Origin of the sequence: Corynebacterium sp. HMSC05D03 (genome assembly GCF_001807205.1) — a bacterium.
Classification (GTDB): Bacteria; Actinomycetota; Actinomycetes; order Mycobacteriales; family Mycobacteriaceae; genus Corynebacterium; species Corynebacterium aurimucosum.
Window position 1 is genome coordinate 156,280 of the sequence record NZ_KV788168.1, and the last position, 17,940, is coordinate 174,219.

The following is a 17,940-nucleotide window of genomic DNA, read 5'->3' on the forward strand; positions in this document are numbered from 1 at the left end:
GAACTTCCCAGGGAACTTTGCCGCGCGCGTCTACGTTAAGTCAAGGAAAGCACCCTATACTGATCGCTGCTATATCTCTCCCTGAAAACATCCCGAAAGGAGGACGGCCCTTCCTATGGCATTGCTAGATAAGCTCGCCAAGCTGGATTCTTCCCTGCAACGCGGACTGGACAACGGCATGGCCTTTGTCTTCGGCGGCAAGGTCGTCCCCGCTGAGATTGAGGAGCTTCTCAAGCAGGAGGCGCAGGACAATTTGTCCCGCGGTGATGATGGCAAGCTGTATAGCCCCAACGTCATGACCGTCGGCGTATCCTCCAAAGATATCGAGAACCTCTCCCAAGACCGGGGTGTTCCCAAGGATCTAGCTGATCAGCTCACCCGCTTCATCCGTAACAGTGGCTGGTCCCTCGCCGGGCCGGTCATCGTACGCATCGCGGAGGAGTCGGGACTGCGGACTGGGCAGTTGCGCGTGTCCTCCTTTTTGGATCACGAGCCCACCGAAGAAACCGGATTTGATGCGATTTTCCACCACGACCATGGTCAGGAGGACTCTATGACCCAGCCGCACAACGCCGACGAGGCCGCAACCACAGCCTTTATGGCGCCCACCCCGAACCAGCCGGCGCCGCAGGGGCCCGCGGTGACGCTTATGCTGCAGGACGGCTCCTCCCGCGTCTACCACGTGCAAGAGGGCTCCAACATCCTGGGCCGCAGCAACGACGCGGACCTGCGCCTGCCCGATACCGGTGTATCCCGCCAGCACGCGGAGATCACCTGGAACGGCCAGGACGCCGTGCTGGTGGACTTGCAATCCACGAACGGCACCACCGTGAACGACACCCCGATTGAGAACTGGCTGCTTGCCGACGGCGACGTGATCACCCTCGGCCACTCCCACATCGAGGTGCGCATCACCGGCCTTGAAAACCAAGGCTACTAAGCCGCCTCAGCAACTTTCCCAGATTTTTTAGCGTAAGGACTTTCCATGGATTCGATCGTGCTGCTCTCGCTGCGCATCGGCCTGCTGGTGTTGCTGTGGCTGTTCATCTTGGCCGCACTCAACGCCATGCGTCGCGATGCCAATAAGGCCGCCGGCGTCTACCAGGCATCGTCCCCGGTGAAGGGGGCCCAGAGGCGTCGCGAAGCGCCGCGTGAAATCACCATCGTGGACGGGCCGCTGCGCGGTTCCCACATGGAGCTAGGCACTCTTGAGGACTGTACGATGGGCCGCGCACAGGACTGTGACTTTGTCACTGGTGATGATTTCTCCTCCGGTCACCACGCCCGTTTGTTCCGCCGGGGCAGCGAGTGGTTCGTGGAGGACCTCGAATCCCGCAACGGCACCTTCGTTGGTGGCGTTCGCATTGACCAGCCAGAACGAGTCGGAGTCGGCTCCGATATCAAACTTGGCCGAACGACCGTGAGGTTGATGGCATGACTTTAAGCCTGACTTTTACTGCAGTGACGGACCGCGGACTGGTCCGCGAAAATAACGAGGATTCCGCCCACGCGGGCCCGCACCTGCTGATGTTGGCCGACGGCATGGGAGGCCACGCAGCCGGCGAGGTTGCTTCCACCACCATGGTGGAGCACATGGCCTCCCTCGAGCGCGATCCAGGCGATAATGACATGCTGGCGCTCCTTGGGGCCGCAGCGGAGGACGCCAATGCGGCGATCCGCGAGCACGTGGACGAGCACCCGGAGACCGAGGGCATGGGCACCACGCTGACCGCCCTGCTCTTTAACGGATCCGAATTCGGCGTGTGCCACGTGGGTGATTCCCGCGGCTACCGGCTGCGCGAGGGCAAGCTGACCCAGATCACCAAGGATGACACCTATGTGCAGTCCCTGGTGGATGAGGGAAAGCTCGATCCGGAGGATGTGTCCTCCCACCCGCAGAAGTCGTTGATCCTCAAGGCCTACACGGGCCGCCCGGTGGAGCCGACGCTCTTCATGCTCGATGCTAAACCGGGCGATCGCCTCCTGTTGTGCTCGGATGGCCTCTCGGATCCGGTGACGGCCTCTACCATCGAGCAAGCGCTGAAGCAGGGCACGGTCGAAGAAGCCGCTACCACCTTGCGGGATCTGGCGTTGCGCTCCGGCGGACCGGACAACGTCACCATCGTGGTGGCGGAAGTCGTGGACGGTGAAGGCGACGACGCCGACCCCATCACCGTCGGTGCCGTCCAAGGCGTCGTCCCGGAACCAACGCACCCCGATTCTTCCGCGAGCCGCGCCGCGAAGCTTATCTCGTCCCCAAAAGCGCAAGCCGCTGAGGAGAAGCCCCAGGACGAACCACAGCGGCGGCCACAGCGAAGCCGGGTTGGGTGGAAGGTCATTGCATGCCTGGTCATCATCATCGTGCTGGTCATCAGCGGCGGGCTCTGGATGAAAAGCTACCTGGGCAGCAACTACTACGTGACCGCCGATGAAGAAGGCGTCCTCACCATCCAAGAAGGCGCGGACTATGAGATCTTCGGCCGCCCGCTGCACCACACGTATCAGAATGCGTGCCTGAGCAAGGACAACGCGCTCAAGCTGGGGTACGGCGCCTGCGACGGTGATTTCGCACCGTTCGCACTGAAGGATTTGCCCGAATCCGAACGCGCTGCCGTGGGCAATCTGCCCTCCGGCTCCTATGACGAGGTGCAAACGCAGCTTTCGCAGCTTTCGGACAAGGCGCTCAAGCCCTGCCCGAAGGCGTCGAAGGACGAGAAAAACAAAGATGCCAAAAGCGAATCCAAAGGAAACTGCCGGGAGGTGAAGTAGATGAGTAAGCTCTTTTCCCGCGGCACCGAGTTCGGCCTGCTCGTGCTCGCCACCGTGGTCTTCGCCATCACCCTGGTCAGCCTCGAGTTATCGCAGGGCAACGTGCTGACCCTCGATGTCCTCTACCTCATCGGCGGTTTCATCGGCGTCTTCGCCGTCGCTCACTTGGTGCTCTGCTTCCTCGCGCCCTACGCGGATCAGCTCATGCTTCCCATCGTCGCGGTGCTTAACGGCACCGGGCTCATTCTGTTGAAGCGCCTCGACCTGGCGAATGGCGGCGGGCTGGCGGTGCGGCAGGTGATGTGGACCATCGTCGGCCTCATCCTCTTCGCGCTGGTGCTCATTCTCCTACGCGATCACCGCTCGCTGACCAGGTACTCCTATATCTTGGGTGCGCTCGGCCTGATCCTTCTCGCCTTGCCCCTCGTGTGGCCGCAACCGCCGGGCGTGGACGCTCGCATCTGGCTGTGGCTGGGGCCGTTTTCCATCCAGCCGGGCGAGTTCTCCAAGATCTTGCTGATCCTGTTCTTCGCCATGCTGCTTACCCAGAAGCGCTCGCTGTTCACGGTGGCCGGCTACAAGTTCCTCGGCATTTCTCTGCCACGCCTGCGAGATCTGGCTCCCATCCTGGTGATCTGGGGCATCGCGATTATCATCATGGGCATTTCCAATGACTTCGGTCCCGCCCTGCTGCTGTTTAGCACCGTGCTCGGCATGCTCTTTATGGCTACCAACCGCGTGAGCTGGTTGCTCATCGGCGTCATCCTCGTGGGTGTCGGCGGCTTCAGCATCTACCAGGTGTCGGACAAGATCCAGCAGCGCTTCTCCAACTTCTTGGATCCGCTGGGCAATTATGACTCCACCGGTTACCAGCTTTCTCAAGCACTGTTCGGTATGTCCTCCGGCGGCATTACCGGATCCGGCTTGGGCCAGGGCCACCCGGACATGGTGCCGGTGGCACATTCGGACTTCATCCTGGCTGGTATCGGCGAGGAATTCGGTTTGGTGGGCCTGGCTGCGGTACTCATCCTCTTCGCCATGCTCGTCTCCCGCGGTTTCCGCACTGCGCTGACCTGCCGCGATACCTATGGCAAGTTGGTGGCCTCGGGCCTGGCGCTTACGCTCGCAGTCCAGGTCTTCGTCGTCACCGGCGGCATTTCCGCCCTGCTGCCCATGACGGGTCTGACCACGCCGTTCATGTCCGCCGGCGGCTCCTCGCTCATGGCCAACTACATGTTGCTGGCCGTGCTGCTGCGTATTTCCAACGCGGCTCGTCGCCCAGCGCGCGAGCTCACCTCGAACGCGCCGAGTGATACGTCCATGTTCCCCGCCATCCAGGAGGCCACCCGATGAATAGATCGATTCGCCTCGTCTCCCTCTTTGCCCTCATCCTTACCGCCGTGCTCCTGGTGAACCTCACCGTGGTGCAGGCGTTTTCGACGGATAAGTACGCCCACAACCCCAAGAACGTTCGCGGCTACCTAGAAATGCGCACTACCCCGCGCGGCCAGATCTTCGCCGGCGATACGGTCTTGGCGCAGTCCACCGCGGATGAGAACGGCAATTACTCGCGTTCCTACCCCACTGATTCCCCAGCCTTTGCCGATGTCACCGGTTACCTCTCGGAGCGCTTCGGCGCCTCCCAGCTGGAGGCCTCGCAGAATGACATCCTCAACGGCAAGGACGACTCGCTGTTGGCACACAACTGGCTCGATATGCTCTCCGGCAAGCCGCAGAAGGGTGCCAACGTGGAGGTCACCATCGACCCAGCGCTGCAGCAGGCAACCTACGACCAGCTGGCCGGCCCGGGCTACAAAGGCGCGGCCGTAGCCATCCAGCCCTCAACGGGCAAGATTCTGGCCATGGCCTCCACGCCCAGCTTCAACGTCTCCGACCTCGTCGGGGACAACGCGGCCGAAACGTGGGATCAGCTGCAGAATCAAGAGGGCAATCCGCTCATCAACCATGCCACGCAAGACACCCTGCCCCCCGGGTCCATTTTTAAGATCATCACCACGGCCGCTGGCCTCAACAACGGCTTTAACCCGGACTCTACGCTGACCGGCGCGGCGTCCATCACGCTGCCGGATACGGTCACGGAGCTGACCAACGACGGCAACCGAGCCTGCGGCGGCGCGGAGAGCGTCACCCTACATACGGCCTTCGCGCTGTCCTGCAACACGGCTTTTGCGCAGATGTCGGAGAGCATCGGCGCCGATGAGCTGCGTAAATATGCGGAGGGCTTCGGCGTGGGTGAGAAGTACTCGCTCGGTGTGGAGACTTCCGCTGGTGCGCTGGGCGATCTTGGCGACGGCGCCCAAGTCGCCCAATCCACGATCGGCCAGCGCGACGTGACCATGTCCGCCCTGCAGGCGGCCATCATGGCCGGGACCATCGCTAACCAGGGCAAGCGCATGGAGCCCTACCTCATTAACCGCATCACCGATGCCCAGATGAATGAGCTTCGCACGACTCAACCACGTCAGGCAGCCGAAGCTGTCAGTGAAGAGACGGCCAACACCATCAAGGACCTCATGTTTGCCTCCGAGCACAGCACCTATGGCTATGACGGGAACGGTTTTGCCTCGAAGACCGGTACCGCCGAGCACGGCGAGGGCCTTGCCCCGCACGCGTGGTACGTGGCTTTCGACCCGGACAAGGACATCGCGGTGGGCGTCGTGGTCAAGGACGGCGGGCACCTTGGCCAGAATGCCTACGGCGGCCAGGTCTCCGCGCCCATCGGCCGCGCCATCCTGCGCGCATACGGAGGACAGCAATAGTGAGTAGTGCAGATAACAAGGAACACCTCCAAGCGCTGATCGGTGAGGACTATCAGCTGCAGTGGATCGTCGGCCACGGTGGCATGTCCACGGTGTGGCTGGCGGACGACGTCCGCAATGACCGCGAGGTCGCCCTCAAGGTCCTGCGCCCAGAGTTCTCCGATAACAACGAGTTCCTCTCGCGCTTCCGCAACGAGGCCAAGGCCGCAGAATCCATCGATTCCGAAAACGTCGTAGCTACGTACGACTACCGGGAGCTTGAGGACAACGGCCGCATCTTCTGCTACATGGCCTTGGAATACATTCGCGGAGAATCCCTGGCGGATCTCTTAGCCCGCGAAGGTGCACTGCCGGAAACGCTGGCCCTCGACGTCATGGAGCAGGCCTCCCACGGCCTGTCCGTGATCCACCACATGGGCCTAGTGCACCGCGATATTAAGCCCGGCAACCTCATGATCACCCAGAATGGGCAGGTCAAGATCACCGACTTCGGCATCGCCAAAGCCGCCGCCGCTGTGCCTCTCACCCGCACTGGCATGGTCGTCGGCACCGCCCAATACGTCTCCCCCGAGCAGGCCCAAGGCTATGAGGTTGGCCCGTCGTCCGACGTCTATTCGCTCGGTGTCGTGGGCTATGAAATGCTAGCCGGAAAACGCCCCTTTAGCGGCGATTCCTCAGTCTCGGTGGCGCTGGCGCACATTAGCCAGGCGCCGGAGCCCTTGTCGACGTCGATTAGCGCGCCCACCCGTGAACTGATCGGCATGGCCCTGCGCAAGGACCCGAACACCCGCTTCGTCGATGGCAACGAATTCACCAACGCGATCTCCGCCGTGCGCCAAGGCCAGCGTCCACCGCAGCCGAAATCCGCGGCGCTCGCGCCCGTCGCTGCCGAGCCTTCGCCCTCCGCGTCCACGGAAATGCTGGCCAACATGGCTCACCCCACCACGGTGCGTCCGGCCGTTTCTGCACCCCAGACGGAGGAGCGCCCCGCCAAGCAGGGAGGTTTCGGCACAGGTTTGCTCATCGCGGTGGCTATCGCGGCCCTCGTGGCGATCGGGTTCATGGCTTATAGGCTGTGGGGGAACACGACACCGACCCCACAGCCCACACCAACGGAGGTCATTGTGACCGAAACGGTGGAGCCGGAAACAACGGAAGAAGAGGAAACGGAAGCCCCTGAGACCGTTGAGATCACCACCGTGGAGGAGGAACCTACTCAAGTCACCGTCACCACGACGCACTCGGTTATCCCCTCCCCACCCACAACTGCGCATCGCACAACGCAACAGGAGCCACCCGCGCTCCCTACCGAGGAGACGCAACCGCAGGTCGATGACAGCCCACTGCCCGAACCCGAACTAGACTCACAGAACAACCCCACCGAAGAATCCGCACTACAGGGAGGCCAGTAACCCGCCATGGTCAGTGATCGGTACCACCTCCGCCAGTCCATCGGCTCCGGCGGCATGTCCGAGGTCTACGAGGCCGAAGACTCCGTCTTGGGGCGCACTGTTGCCATCAAGATGCTGCGCCCTGACATGGCGCGCGACGTTAACTTCCGTGAGCGTTTCCGCCGCGAGGCCCAAAACTCCGGCAAGCTCAACCACCCGAACATCGTCGCCGTCTTCGATACCGGCGAAAAGGACGTCGACGGCCTGATGGTGCCGTATATCGTCATGGAATACGTGCAGGGCCGCACCTTGCGCGACATCGTCCGCGAAGACGGCCCCATGTCGGTGGCGGAAGCCGCGCGCGTGCTCAAGCCGGTGGCGGAGGCCCTCCAGTCCTCCCATGAGGCCGGCATCATCCACCGCGATATCAAGCCGGCCAACATCATGCTGACCAACACAGGCCAAGTGAAGGTCATGGACTTCGGCATCGCCCGCGCGCTGGATGATTCCACGTCGGCGATGACGCAAACCTCTGCTGTCATCGGTACCGCGCAGTATCTTTCCCCGGAACAGGCCCGTGGCAAGCCTGCCGACGCCCGCTCCGACGTCTACGCTCTCGGCTGCGTCATGTATGAAACGGTCACTGGGCGCACCCCGTTTGAAGGTGAAACGCCCTTCGCTGTGGCCTACCAGCACGTGCAGGAGGATCCAACGCCCCCCTCGGAGCTCATCGACGAAGAGCTCACGGAGAGAGAGCGCCTTGGCGTCGACGCCGTCGTGCTCACGGCAATGGCCAAGCACCCGGCGGATCGCTACCAATCCGCCTGGGAGATGGGCGATGACCTTGACCGTTTGGCGCAGGGCCAGCTGCCGGAGGCGGCGCGCTCCCACGTCAACGACGAAGATCACCCCACCACGATGGTGGCACCCGTAGCCGCACAACACCGTGCGCCGGTGGCCTCCACCCGCCCTTCGGAGGACGAGGAATCCGGATCGGGCTTGAAGTGGCTGGCGGCCTTGCTCGCCGCTTCCCTCATCGCCATCATTGGCTACTTTGCCTGGGATTTCTGGGATAGCTCCCGCCAAGAGGCCCGCGAGCGCGAACAGGAGCAGCATGAAGCAGCTCAGCGCGCGAACATGGTCACTGTCCCGAAGGTGGCCAACCGCCCGCGCAATGAAGCGGTCGAAGAGCTGGAAAAGCTTGGTCTGCTGGTGACCGTCAACGAAGAACCCAGCCCCGATGTGCCGCGCGGCAAGGTCATCCGCGTCAACCCGGCGGAAGGATCGGAGCTGCAGAAGAATTCTTCGGTCACGCTGACAGTATCCTCTGGCAAAGAGGTCACCGAGGTCCCTGATCTCACCGGCATGAAGCTGGATGAAGCTACCACTGCGCTGGAGGAAGCCGGCTTAGAGCTGAATACCGACGTGGAGCAGGTAAATGATGAGGCACCCGCGGGCGAGATCATTTCCCAGAACCCAGCGGGCGGCGCGCAGCTATCCAAGGGTTCGAAGGTACGCGTCACAGTGTCCAAGGGCCAGAAGGAAGTCAGCGTCCCAGACGTCAGCGGCATGGATCGTGATCGCGCAGTGGACATGCTGTCCTCCATGGACTTTGACGTCACCGTGCATTCGGTGGATTCTGAGCTGCCGGAGAACCAGGTGCTCAGGGTTGTCGAGAAGGGCCAGAAGCTACCCAAGGGCAGCCAGGTCACCCTCGAGGTCTCCAACGCGATGCTCATCCAGGCACCAGATATTACGCATTCCACGCAGCAGGAAGCTGAATCCGCGCTGCGCGCCAAGGGCTGGTCCGGTTCCCTCGACGTGGGCGAACGCATCCCAACGTCGAACCCGATCGATAGTGACAAGATTGGGTGGGCGTCGGCAAGCCGCGGCGATGTCATCCGCAAGGATGAAACCATCCACGTCCGGTTCTGGGAGTTTGACCCGGCAGCACTGCTGCCGCAGTAGCTCTCAACGCCGCAGCTGCTAAGGTATCTCACAGATTAACCACCCCTATTCTTCGTGAAGGTGTAACAATGCCAAAGTCCAAGATCACGACGGAGGGCTCCGCACTCCCGCAGTCCTCCAGCTCTGCGACCAACCGCACCCCGGTCAAGATCAACTCTGAGGGAACCCCGAAGTGGTACATCGCCATCATGCTGGGCCTCATGCTCCTCGGCCTGCTCTGGCTGGTGGTCAACTACCTAGCGGGTGAGTCCATTCCGTTCATGCAGGAGCTGGGACCGTGGAATTACGGCATCGGCTTCGGCCTGGCCATCATCGGTCTGTTAATGACGATGGGCTGGCGTTAGTTTTCATCGCCACCGATGAGCTCCTCGAGGTTCTATAGCATCGCTGGCGTTGGCTGCATCATTTTGGTGATGCTCACCGTCACGGTGGATAAAAACTTCCTCACTCCCGGTGCACTCGTACTTGCCGGCCTCGGCGTTTCCCTGACGCCGCTGGCCATCCGCCGCCCACTTGCGGCGGCCTGCGGGTACGGTGCGCTTTTTGCGCTCGCAATGTGGTGCCCCGACTGGCGGTCTTTCCTCCTCTTGGCGTGGAGCCCCGTCATCGTGGGCATCGTGGCGTTTCGTACACGCTGGCTGTGGGCGCTTCCCCCAGCGGTGGTGTACACATACCTCGTCACAACGGATCCTTCGATTAATTATCTGCCCGATTTCGACCCGTTAAACCTGTCGACACCACTCATCTTGTATGCGGTGTCCATCGTCATTGGGGCCGCGCTACGCAAAACCCGGGACCAGCGTCTTGCCGCCGAGCAGCGCGCCGCCCAGCAGCGCGAGGCGCTGATGACCGCCCTTCATGATTCGGTGGCTGCGACCTTGACCTCCGTGGTCATGCGCTCCGAAACCTTGGCGTTAACCCAAACGGATCCCTCCGCGGCTGACTCCGCGGAAGCGATTGCTAACGACGCCCGCCGAGCCATGGGCGAAGTCCGCGACCTGCTACGCGTGATGAAGAATGAGAGCGTGACTCAGGGAGTTAAGTCCTTGGAAGAAGACCTCGACACCATGGTTAGCTTCCTGAGCAGCCACGGCTTCCACTGCGAAGCACAGATCAATGTAGGCAAGAACGGTGAGCTTGCGCTACCGGAAAAGCTCTCCCTCGTGTTCTCTGAGCTCGCAATCAACATCCTCAAGTACGCTCGCCCTGAATCCCGTGTGAGCATCGAAGCCACCGGCAGCTCCAAGTCCATCGACCTCGTGATCACTTCCGAGATTGCAGCGCAACAATCACGCCAATACATGACGACGAATCTGGGTTTGGGGGAAATCGCCCGCCGCGTTCGCCGAATGCACGGCAGCTTCGGCAGTGGCAAAGAAGGCGATCACTGGATCACACGCCTTTCTCTTCCCACTGCCCACCTAAGAAAAATATAGTAAGCTTGCCCGGTAACCCGCCGATTCTTAGATTCCACAAGGTTAGTAGACATGCGTTCTTCCCTCGCCGTTGCCGCCGCAGCTCTCGCGCTGTTTTCCGCGCCAATCGCCAGCGCTGCTGAGGCTCCTGCTGAAACCACCGTTGACACCGCTACTGAGAGCACTGAGTCCACCGAATTCACCTTCTACAAGTCTTTCGCGGGCGAATTCACCGACCACTTCCGTTGCTCCAACAACCCCCAGCTCTGGTGGTGCCGCTAAACTGTTGCCATGAGCATTCGGGTTTTCCTCGTTGATGATGATGAGCTCGTTCGCTCGACGCTCCGCGTCTATTTCCAGACCACCGAGGACATCTCGGTGGTCGGCGAGGCAACCAATGGCGCGGATTGCTTGGCCCAGCTTGAAGAAGCCAAGCCGGACCTCGTCCTCGCCGATATTCACATGCCGCACATGGATGGCATTACGCTGCTCAAGCACCTTAACTCCGGACCGAATCCCCCGACGTTTTTGGCGGTGACCGCCTTCGACTCGGATGACACGATGCTAAAGATCCTGCGGGCGGGCGGCGCGGGCTATATCTTGAAGAACCAACGCCCGCGCTCCATCATTGAGGCGGTCCGCGCCGCCGTGGAGGGTGGCACCGTCGTGGCACCAGCCGCCATGCACCGTTTGGTCGACTACATCGGTGAGCCTTCCACCCCACGCGATCCCGTCGCCGCCGCCATTGAGAGCCACGAGCTTCACGACGCCGAAATAGCCGTCCTCAAGCTCCTCCTCGCCGGCAACTCGAATTCAGAGATCGCTGCCGCCACCAACTATTCGGAATCCGCCGTGAAGAAGCACGTCTCACGCCTCATCACCATCTTCGGCGCCAGCACGCGCCTGAACCTCGTGACCAAAATTCTGGGTGGCGCTGGCTCCTAGTCCGAACTGCACTCTAGCGGCAGAGCCCCTTTTCGTAATACGATTACGGTTGTGAAAACTATCAATGGACAACCGATCAGCGAAGAGCAAATTGATGAATGGGTAACGGAAGCCGAAAAGGGTTACGACGTGGAGGCTCTTTGTACTCGGGGGCGGAAGCCCCGCGACAATAAAGCTGCAAAAATTGTCTCTATTCGCCTTTCACCCAATGAAATTGCGGACCTGGATAAGTATGCCGCAATCCATGGATGGTCTAGGTCACAGGCAATCCGTGAAGCACTAAGAAAAGCCACCTAGAATAGCGAAACTTCGTCTCGGTTTCGATGGGACCGAGGCCATCATTCATTCCATGAAGGCCCACAAGCAGTACCGCGCTCTGCTCAACTAGCGCTCAAAGTCAGGCTCTACTACAAACTGCCTGATTTTTGGTCACCTCCCACCCCGCAGCCGGAGCACGGTTAACACCTTGGTTAGGTAGGGACCCGACCAAGGCCACGGGTGGGTGAGCAACGCCACTCTTGACGCTGCTACCTGGCGACTCTCGGTGGCGGAGTGGGGGTGTTCCGCACTAAATCAATCTAAGCCAGGAAGGCGTCCTACAGAAGGCATCTGGCAAAAGACATCTTTGGGTCTAAAAAACGCCATCTGCAATGAGTAAATGGCGTTTTCAGCCGTGAAGACGCCTTATGACTGATACCTTTTGTCAGATGCCTTTTGCCAAACTCCTCCAGCATGTTGATGGAGATACACAGACGTTGCATGTTGCGAGGGGAACGAAGAAGGTAATCCGTTTCGCGAAGAGACGTGCAATGCTCTCAGGCCATGAGTTGTGACCCGACTTAGGCCGTGGGTAGATGAGCAACGCTACTCTTAGCGCTGCTACCTGGTGGTTTTCGGCGGTGGGGTCGGGTTTCCCGCACCAAATCGGCCTAAGACATGCCAAACACCCCGCAACCGGAGCGCTGTTAACACCTTGGGTACAAAGTTATCCACAGGGTGGGGATAACTCTGTGGAAAACGAATTCCACAGCTTTTCTCCACACCCTGTGGATAAGTGTTTTCACGCTTCCCACAGCCCGCACAAAAACTTCGAATACAACCGATTAAGCTGCTGATCTGCGGTTATCTTGGCGCACACGTTCGGTAAATTACAAAAATGTAGTTATCCACAATGTGGATAACTTATGTGGAATTCTTTCGCACAAAGGTTTTGGTGGATAACACGCCCGAGTTATCCCCAAAGCCCAGCTCGCAGCGCCGCTAACACGGCTACCACGACAGCAATAAGCCATATCCCCAGCCACCGCAGCCACGCACGTTGGCGAAAGAGGAATGGTGCCAACAGCAGTCCTGTGAGCAAGCCAGCCAAGTGCCCCCACACGGAGACATTCTCCGCCACGAAGCTGTAGATAACGTTGGCCACCACGAGGACGATGGGCGCGCGCAGGTCAAGACCGCGGCTGCGGTACACACCAATGAGTAGACCCATGAGCGCAAAGAGGGCTCCGGAGGCGCCCACCGTAGGCGTGCCGAAATCCATCCACAGCACTGCGGCGGAAGAGCCCACAATGGAGATGAGATAGGCCGCCGCATACAGCGCGCTACCCAGGGCGCGTTCTACTTCCCTGCCCACAAAGAACAGCATCACCATGTTGACGAGGAGGTGCCCGGCGTCGAGATGCATGAATCCAGCCGTGAGCACCATGGAGGGGTTTGCGGCCACATCCGGCCCCCACAACGTCCAGTCCTGAGCCAAGGAGCTTTCGTAATACGGGGTAACCAGGGTCTTGGCCTGGATCGCCGTGACCAACCATGCCCCAATGCACAGCACCATGAACACCATGGTGACTGGCGCCGAACGAAGATAGTTCTTCACGCAGACTCCTAAAACAACGAGCCCGCCACCACTTCACGTGGCAGCGGGCTCGGATGAAAAGTTAAGAACGCTTAGGCGATCTCGATGGACTCGATGACAACGTCCTCAGCCGGACGGTCCATGCGGTCGGTGGAGACCTTCGCAATCTTGGACACGACGTCCTGAGAAGCCGCATCGGTGACCTCACCGAAGATGGTGTGGTGGTTGTTCAGGTGCGGGGTCGGCGCCACGGTGATGAAGAACTGGGAGCCGTTGGTGCCCGGGCCGGCATTCGCCATGGCCAGCAGGAACGGGCGGTCAAACTGGAGCTCCGGGTGGAACTCATCCTGGAACTGGTAGCCGGGGCCGCCACGGCCGGTGCCAGTCGGGTCACCGCCCTGGATCATGAACTGGTCGATGACGCGGTGGAAGATAGCGCCATCGTAGAACGGGCCAGACTGCTCACCCTTGGCGTTCTGGGTGGTGTAGTCCTTCTCGCCCTTAGCCAGGCCGATGAAGTTCTCAACGGTTACCGGTGCGTGGTTACCGAACAGGTCGATAACAATGTCACCGTAGTTGGTGTGCATCGTTGCAGTTGCGGTCTTCTGAGTCATGCCAGCCATTGTATGGAAATTTCCACCAATGCGTTGTTCCGGCGCGACGCTGTCAGCGATCTGCGTAGGGTTACAAGCATGATTCGCGCCATTCTCTTCGATCTCGATGACACCCTCATGGACCACACCGCCGCGATGCATGCGGCCGTTGAGGAGTGGCTGCCGGGCGGGCACCACAAGCGCTTCGCCGAGATTGAGCGTAAGTGGTTTGCCGCCTACGAGCGCGGCGAGGTCTCCCACCAGGGCCAGCGCGTGGAGCGCTGCCGCGAGTTCCTGGGCCGCCCGGAGATGACGGAGCAGGAGGCGCTGGCGGAATATGCCAAGTATTTGGCCGCGTATGAAAAGCACTGGCAGGCGCTTGATGACGCCCTCCCTACCCTCGAGCACGTCCTGTCCCGCGGCCTCAAAGTGGGCGTTTTAACGAACGGGGCTCGTGAAATGCAGGAGGGCAAGCTCAAGGCGGGCGGGCTCGACCTGCCAGGCGTTGAGCTCTTTCCCACCGTGGAGATGGGCCACCCGAAGCCGCACCCAGAGGCCTACCTCGAAGCTTGTCGGCACTTAAGGGTGGAACCGGGCGCCACTCTCATGGTGGGCGATTCGGTGGCCAATGATGTCGAAGGCGCCCGTGACGCGGGTCTCAAGGCACTGCACTTCGATAGGGGCGGAAACGGAGACATCGCCGCGCTCAGTGAGCTGACGGCGATGGACTTCGTTTAAATCTCTTGATGTAAACCTAGAGGCTGGCGCGGACCTCGTCACGGGCGAGGACCAGGTTGCGCAGGGAAGCTTCGGTCTCCTCGTAACCACGGGTCTTCAGGCCGCAGTCCGGGTTAACCCAGAGGCGCTCGACCGGCACGTTCTTGAGCGCTGCGCGGATGAGCTCAGCCATCTCCGCCACGGACGGGATGCGCGGCGAGTGGATGTCATAAATGCCCGGGCCGATCTCAGAGTGGAACTTCTCATCGATGTCCTCGAGCAGTTCCATGCGGGAGCGGGCAGCTTCGATGGAGGTGACGTCGGCGTCCAGGCCGGCGACGGCGTCGATGATCTGGCCAAACTCCGAGTAACAGAGGTGCGTGTGGATCTGAGTGGTCGGCTGGGCCTCGAGTGCTACGAGGCGGAAAGAGCGCACCGCCCAGTCGAGGTAAGCCTTGCGGTCCTGCTCGCGCAGCGGCAGCAACTCGCGCAGGGCGGGCTCGTCGATCTGGATGATGTCAATGCCGGCCTCCTCGAGGTCGCGGACTTCGTCGGCCAGCGCCACGCCGAGCTGGTCGGCGGAGACGGACTGGTGAACATCATCGCGCACGAAGGACCAGGCCAGGATGGTCACCGGGCCGGTGAGCATGCCCTTGACGTGCTTCTCGGACAGGGACTGCGCGAACTTGGCCCACTCGGTGGTCATGGCCTTCGGGCGGGAGATGTCGCCGACGACGATTGGCGGACGGGTGCAACGGGAGCCGTAGGACTGGACCCAGCCGTTCTCGGTGACGACGAAGCCGTCGAGAAGCTCGGCGAAGTACTGCACCATATCGTTGCGTTCCGGCTCGCCGTGGACGAGGACGTCCAAGCCCAAGCGCTCCTGCAGCTCGATGACGGACTTCACCTCGTTGCGCAGTGCCTCGGTGTAGTCGGCATCGGAGAGCTCGCCCTTGCGGTGTGCGGCGCGTGCGGCGCGAATTTCAGCAGTCTGCGGGAAGGAGCCGATGGTGGTGGTGGGCAGCTGCGGCAGGCCAAGTTCTTCTTGCGCCTTGTTGCGCTCAGCGAACTCCGGCTGGCGCTGAACCTGGCCCTCCGGCAACTGCGCAGTGCGATCCTGTACTGCCTGGTCATGGGTGCGGGAGGACTCGGCGCGGGTGCGCACGGCGCGGTCAGCCTGAGCATAAGCCTCTGGGGCATCGAGCGGGCCGGCGGAGAGTGCTACGACCTCGCGGATCTTCTCATCAGCAAAAGCGAACCAGGTGGCGACGTCCACCGGCAGGGAGGTTTCTGCCTCCACGGTGTGCGGCACGTGCTGCAGGGACACGGAGGTGGTCACGGAGACATCCGCGCCCAGGGACTCCAGCTTCTCGCGCAGGTCGCGGAGGTTGGCGGCCCAGACGTTGCGGCCGTCGACCAGGCCGGCGGAGAGGTGGGTGACCTCGGCGAGCTTGGCCACACGCTCGAGGTAGGAGGTGTCTAGGGCCAGAGTGCCGACGGAAAGATCCACCTGGACTGCTTCCGGCTGCAGCTCGGCGACGGCGTCGAGGCCAGCGTTGAGGGAACCATAGGGCGTGGTCAGGTAAACCTGCGGGCGCTTCTCCGCGCCCAGGATGCGGCCATAGGCGCTCTTGAGTGCGGCGGCCAAGGTGGCGTCGTCAGCGGCGGCGAGGTCGGCGACCAGGGCCGGCTCGGCGAGCTGGATCCATTCAACGCCGGCGTCGTAAAGCTCAGCCAGGACGGTGAGGTAGGACTCGACTGCCTGATCGAGGTGGTCCAGGGGCTGCTTGGTGGCGCCCTCAGCCTGCTTGGACAGCGCCAGCAGGGTCACCGGGCCGACGAGGACTGGGCGCACAGTGTGGCCGGCGGCGCGGGCCTCCTCGACGATCTTCAGCACGCGCTGCGGACGGGCGCTAAAGGTCTGGTCATCGGTGATCTCAGGAACAATGTAGTGGTAGTTGGTGTCGAACCACTTGGTCATCTCCAGCGGCGCCGTGTCCTTGTTACCGCGGGCCAGGGTGAACTCATCATCGAGGCTCTCGCCCTGGGCAGCGCCCACGGTCAGCGCGGTCTCGAGGACGTGGTCGTAGTAAGCAACGTCGGCCGGGATGGCGTAATCCTCAGCGAGGCCCAGCTCCTTGAGGCGGGCATAGGTGTCAAGGCGCAGGGAGTGCGCGGCGGACTCGAAAGTCTCCGCGTCGATCTTGCCGGACCAGTAGGATTCCAGCGCGCGCTTGAGCTCGCGGTGGGCACCGACGCGCGGGTAGCCCTCAATCGTGGCCTTAGGAAAGGATGCGGTCATGGGATGACTCCAATTCGATGTAGCAGGTCAGTCGTGATGTCTGGATTGTTGTGCGTGTAGATGTGCAGCCCGTCGGCGCCGGCGTTCATCACCGACTTCGCCAGCTTGGCCGTAATCTGCATGCCGATTTCTTTCTCTTCCTCGGGAGAGGTCGCTGCCGCGAGCTGGTCGAGGACCTTGGTCGGCCCATCCAACCCGGACAGCTGGCACATTCGCTCCACCCGAGCGCGGCTCGTCATCGGCATGATCCCGGGGATGAGCGGAATGCGCACACCTGCCAGCCGGGCGCGCTGGGCAAAGCGGACGTAATCCTCCGCGTCGAAGAAAAGCTGGGTGATGGCGAAGTCTGCGCCGAGGCGCTGCTTGGCCAAAAGGACGTCGATGTCCTCGTCCGGCGTGGCGGACTCGGCGTGGCCGTTGGGATAGCAGGCCACGCCCACCGCCAAGCGGCCGGCTGCCAAGCGCGCCACGCGGTCGGATTCCCAGCGGCGGATGAGCCGGACCAGGGAATCGGCGTGCGGCAGGTGACCTTCGGGCATGCCGCCCTCCGGAAGGTCGCCGCGGAGGGCAAGGAGGCCGCGCACGCCGGCGTCGACAAGCGTGTCGATCCAGCCAACGAGCTCTTCCTCTGTGCCGGCGGTGCAGGCCAGGTGGGCCAAGGGACGCATCGCTGTATCGCGTGAGATCTTCTCAATGAAGGCTGCGGTTCCCTCCAGCCACCCAGAGCGCTGGGAGCTGGTGACGGCGATGTAATCAGGGTTATACGCGGCGAGCATGGCGAGCAAGCGGTCAATCTTTGCAGCGTCCGCATCATGACGCGGCGGGATCACCTCGAAGGAGAGAGCGGTACGCTTAAGCTCCTTGGGCGTATCTTCGCTGATTTGGTCTAGTGGTGCGGATGCGGAAAGTCGCGGGGACATGCTCACCTCCTCTGCAGGTTATCGTTGTTTATCTTCGATGTTGATGTCCCAAAACGTACCAAGCTGTCCATTTTGAGCGAAAGGCTTTTTGCTTTGGTAATACCTTTAGAACCCAGTCAGCTGCACCGTTAGCCCATAGCGCTAGTGAATAAAAACCCGGCCCATCCGTACAAAGCTGTCTATTTTCTTTGGACAGCTCGCCACCTGGCGCATCTGGTGGCGGGACCTGCGCGCCACCACTACGCTGAAAGGGAGTACCCAGCGCTAACGCGGGCGCGCATATAC

General features: G+C 61.5%; 17 protein-coding genes. 13 read left to right on the plus strand and 4 right to left on the minus strand.

What is annotated here, in order from left to right:
* The first annotated feature begins 115 nt into the window (after positions 1 to 115).
* The 12 genes from HMPREF3147_RS03150 to HMPREF3147_RS12500 all read left to right on the plus strand — a co-directional run bounded on the left by HMPREF3147_RS03150 (position 116) and on the right by HMPREF3147_RS12500 (position 11,565).
* Positions 116 to 940, plus strand: a complete 825-nt coding sequence (locus tag HMPREF3147_RS03150) for a DUF3662 and FHA domain-containing protein (RefSeq protein ID WP_070444456.1) — start codon at positions 116 to 118, stop codon at positions 938 to 940.
* A 45-nt stretch (positions 941 to 985) separates the two neighbouring features.
* The gene (locus HMPREF3147_RS03155; RefSeq protein WP_070444458.1) at positions 986 to 1,438 is read left to right on the plus strand and encodes an FHA domain-containing protein FhaB/FipA; all 453 of its coding nucleotides are present in this window, start codon (positions 986 to 988) and stop codon (positions 1,436 to 1,438) included.
* The gene (locus HMPREF3147_RS03160; RefSeq protein ID WP_070444460.1) at positions 1,435 to 2,769 is read left to right on the plus strand and encodes a PP2C family protein-serine/threonine phosphatase; all 1,335 of its coding nucleotides are present in this window, start codon (positions 1,435 to 1,437) and stop codon (positions 2,767 to 2,769) included. Before HMPREF3147_RS03155 ends, HMPREF3147_RS03160 begins: the two co-directional genes overlap by 4 nt.
* Positions 2,770 to 4,122, plus strand: a complete 1,353-nt coding sequence (locus HMPREF3147_RS03165) for an FtsW/RodA/SpoVE family cell cycle protein (protein WP_070444462.1) — start codon at positions 2,770 to 2,772, stop codon at positions 4,120 to 4,122.
* Entirely contained in the window at positions 4,119 to 5,549 is a 1,431-nt protein-coding gene (locus HMPREF3147_RS03170) for a penicillin-binding transpeptidase domain-containing protein (protein WP_070444464.1), read from the plus strand. Before HMPREF3147_RS03165 ends, HMPREF3147_RS03170 begins: the two co-directional genes overlap by 4 nt.
* The gene (locus tag HMPREF3147_RS03175; protein ID WP_070444466.1) at positions 5,549 to 6,961 is read left to right on the plus strand and encodes a serine/threonine-protein kinase; all 1,413 of its coding nucleotides are present in this window, start codon (positions 5,549 to 5,551) and stop codon (positions 6,959 to 6,961) included. The genes HMPREF3147_RS03170 and HMPREF3147_RS03175 overlap by 1 nt, the downstream gene beginning before the upstream one ends.
* 6 nt (positions 6,962 to 6,967) lie before the next feature.
* Positions 6,968 to 8,908 (plus strand): Stk1 family PASTA domain-containing Ser/Thr kinase, encoded by a 1,941-nt coding sequence (gene pknB / locus HMPREF3147_RS03180; protein WP_070444468.1) that lies wholly within the window; start codon positions 6,968 to 6,970, stop codon positions 8,906 to 8,908.
* A gap of 68 nt (positions 8,909 to 8,976) precedes the next feature.
* Positions 8,977 to 9,252 carry a cell division protein CrgA gene (gene crgA, locus HMPREF3147_RS03185; RefSeq protein ID WP_010188168.1) on the plus strand — a complete coding sequence of 92 codons (276 nt, stop codon included), beginning with the start codon at positions 8,977 to 8,979 and terminating at the stop codon, positions 9,250 to 9,252.
* Between the two features lie 15 nt (positions 9,253 to 9,267).
* Positions 9,268 to 10,344 carry a sensor histidine kinase gene (locus HMPREF3147_RS03190; RefSeq protein ID WP_070444470.1) on the plus strand — a complete coding sequence of 359 codons (1,077 nt, stop codon included), beginning with the start codon at positions 9,268 to 9,270 and terminating at the stop codon, positions 10,342 to 10,344.
* Between the two features lie 51 nt (positions 10,345 to 10,395).
* The gene (locus tag HMPREF3147_RS03195; RefSeq protein ID WP_070444472.1) at positions 10,396 to 10,605 is read left to right on the plus strand and encodes a hypothetical protein; all 210 of its coding nucleotides are present in this window, start codon (positions 10,396 to 10,398) and stop codon (positions 10,603 to 10,605) included.
* A gap of 9 nt (positions 10,606 to 10,614) precedes the next feature.
* Positions 10,615 to 11,268 carry a response regulator transcription factor gene (locus tag HMPREF3147_RS03200; protein ID WP_070444474.1) on the plus strand — a complete coding sequence of 218 codons (654 nt, stop codon included), beginning with the start codon at positions 10,615 to 10,617 and terminating at the stop codon, positions 11,266 to 11,268.
* Positions 11,269 to 11,319: 51 nt separating this feature from the next.
* Positions 11,320 to 11,565 carry a ribbon-helix-helix domain-containing protein gene (locus tag HMPREF3147_RS12500; protein ID WP_083276417.1) on the plus strand — a complete coding sequence of 82 codons (246 nt, stop codon included), beginning with the start codon at positions 11,320 to 11,322 and terminating at the stop codon, positions 11,563 to 11,565.
* Between the two features lie 934 nt (positions 11,566 to 12,499).
* Here HMPREF3147_RS12500 and HMPREF3147_RS03205 read toward each other — a convergent pair.
* Together HMPREF3147_RS03205 and HMPREF3147_RS03210 are read right to left on the minus strand one after the other, a co-directional pair.
* Complete coding sequence (locus HMPREF3147_RS03205; RefSeq protein ID WP_070444476.1) at positions 12,500 to 13,144, minus strand: rhomboid family intramembrane serine protease; 645 nt, start codon at positions 13,142 to 13,144, stop codon at positions 12,500 to 12,502.
* A gap of 71 nt (positions 13,145 to 13,215) precedes the next feature.
* Positions 13,216 to 13,746 (minus strand): peptidylprolyl isomerase, encoded by a 531-nt coding sequence (locus HMPREF3147_RS03210; RefSeq protein WP_070444478.1) that lies wholly within the window; start codon positions 13,744 to 13,746, stop codon positions 13,216 to 13,218.
* Between the two features lie 69 nt (positions 13,747 to 13,815).
* Between HMPREF3147_RS03210 and HMPREF3147_RS03215 the strand changes: the two genes are divergently transcribed.
* Complete coding sequence (locus tag HMPREF3147_RS03215; RefSeq protein ID WP_070444480.1) at positions 13,816 to 14,454, plus strand: HAD family hydrolase; 639 nt, start codon at positions 13,816 to 13,818, stop codon at positions 14,452 to 14,454.
* A 16-nt stretch (positions 14,455 to 14,470) separates the two neighbouring features.
* Here HMPREF3147_RS03215 and metE read toward each other — a convergent pair whose 3' ends face one another.
* Complete coding sequence (metE, locus tag HMPREF3147_RS03220) at positions 14,471 to 16,735, minus strand: 5-methyltetrahydropteroyltriglutamate--homocysteine S-methyltransferase (protein ID WP_070444482.1); 2,265 nt, start codon at positions 16,733 to 16,735, stop codon at positions 14,471 to 14,473.
* Positions 16,732 to 17,655, minus strand: a complete 924-nt coding sequence (locus HMPREF3147_RS03225; protein ID WP_070444484.1) for a methylenetetrahydrofolate reductase — start codon at positions 17,653 to 17,655, stop codon at positions 16,732 to 16,734. The genes metE and HMPREF3147_RS03225 overlap by 4 nt, the downstream gene beginning before the upstream one ends.
* Positions 17,656 to 17,940 lie beyond the last annotated feature (285 nt).

Excerpts from the sequence above, each read along its gene's own strand:
- HMPREF3147_RS03150 (WP_070444456.1), top strand. The coding sequence starts at position 116 with ATGGCATTGCTAGATAAGCTCGCCAAGCTGGATTCTTCCCTGCAACGC.
- HMPREF3147_RS03155 (WP_070444458.1), top strand. The coding sequence starts at position 986 with ATGGATTCGATCGTGCTGCTCTCGCTGCGCATCGGCCTGCTGGTGTTG.
- HMPREF3147_RS03160 (WP_070444460.1), top strand. The coding sequence starts at position 1,435 with ATGACTTTAAGCCTGACTTTTACTGCAGTGACGGACCGCGGACTGGTC.
- HMPREF3147_RS03165 (WP_070444462.1), top strand. The coding sequence starts at position 2,770 with ATGAGTAAGCTCTTTTCCCGCGGCACCGAGTTCGGCCTGCTCGTGCTC.
- HMPREF3147_RS03170 (WP_070444464.1), top strand. The coding sequence starts at position 4,119 with ATGAATAGATCGATTCGCCTCGTCTCCCTCTTTGCCCTCATCCTTACC.
- pknB (WP_070444468.1), top strand. The coding sequence starts at position 6,968 with ATGGTCAGTGATCGGTACCACCTCCGCCAGTCCATCGGCTCCGGCGGC.
- crgA (WP_010188168.1), top strand. The coding sequence starts at position 8,977 with ATGCCAAAGTCCAAGATCACGACGGAGGGCTCCGCACTCCCGCAGTCC.
- HMPREF3147_RS03190 (WP_070444470.1), top strand. The coding sequence starts at position 9,268 with ATGAGCTCCTCGAGGTTCTATAGCATCGCTGGCGTTGGCTGCATCATT.
- HMPREF3147_RS03195 (WP_070444472.1), top strand. The coding sequence starts at position 10,396 with ATGCGTTCTTCCCTCGCCGTTGCCGCCGCAGCTCTCGCGCTGTTTTCC.
- HMPREF3147_RS03200 (WP_070444474.1), top strand. The coding sequence starts at position 10,615 with ATGAGCATTCGGGTTTTCCTCGTTGATGATGATGAGCTCGTTCGCTCG.
- HMPREF3147_RS03210 (WP_070444478.1), bottom strand. The coding sequence starts at position 13,746 with ATGGCTGGCATGACTCAGAAGACCGCAACTGCAACGATGCACACCAAC.
- HMPREF3147_RS03215 (WP_070444480.1), top strand. The coding sequence starts at position 13,816 with ATGATTCGCGCCATTCTCTTCGATCTCGATGACACCCTCATGGACCAC.
- metE (WP_070444482.1), bottom strand. The coding sequence starts at position 16,735 with ATGACCGCATCCTTTCCTAAGGCCACGATTGAGGGCTACCCGCGCGTC.
- HMPREF3147_RS03225 (WP_070444484.1), bottom strand. The coding sequence starts at position 17,655 with ATGTCCCCGCGACTTTCCGCATCCGCACCACTAGACCAAATCAGCGAA.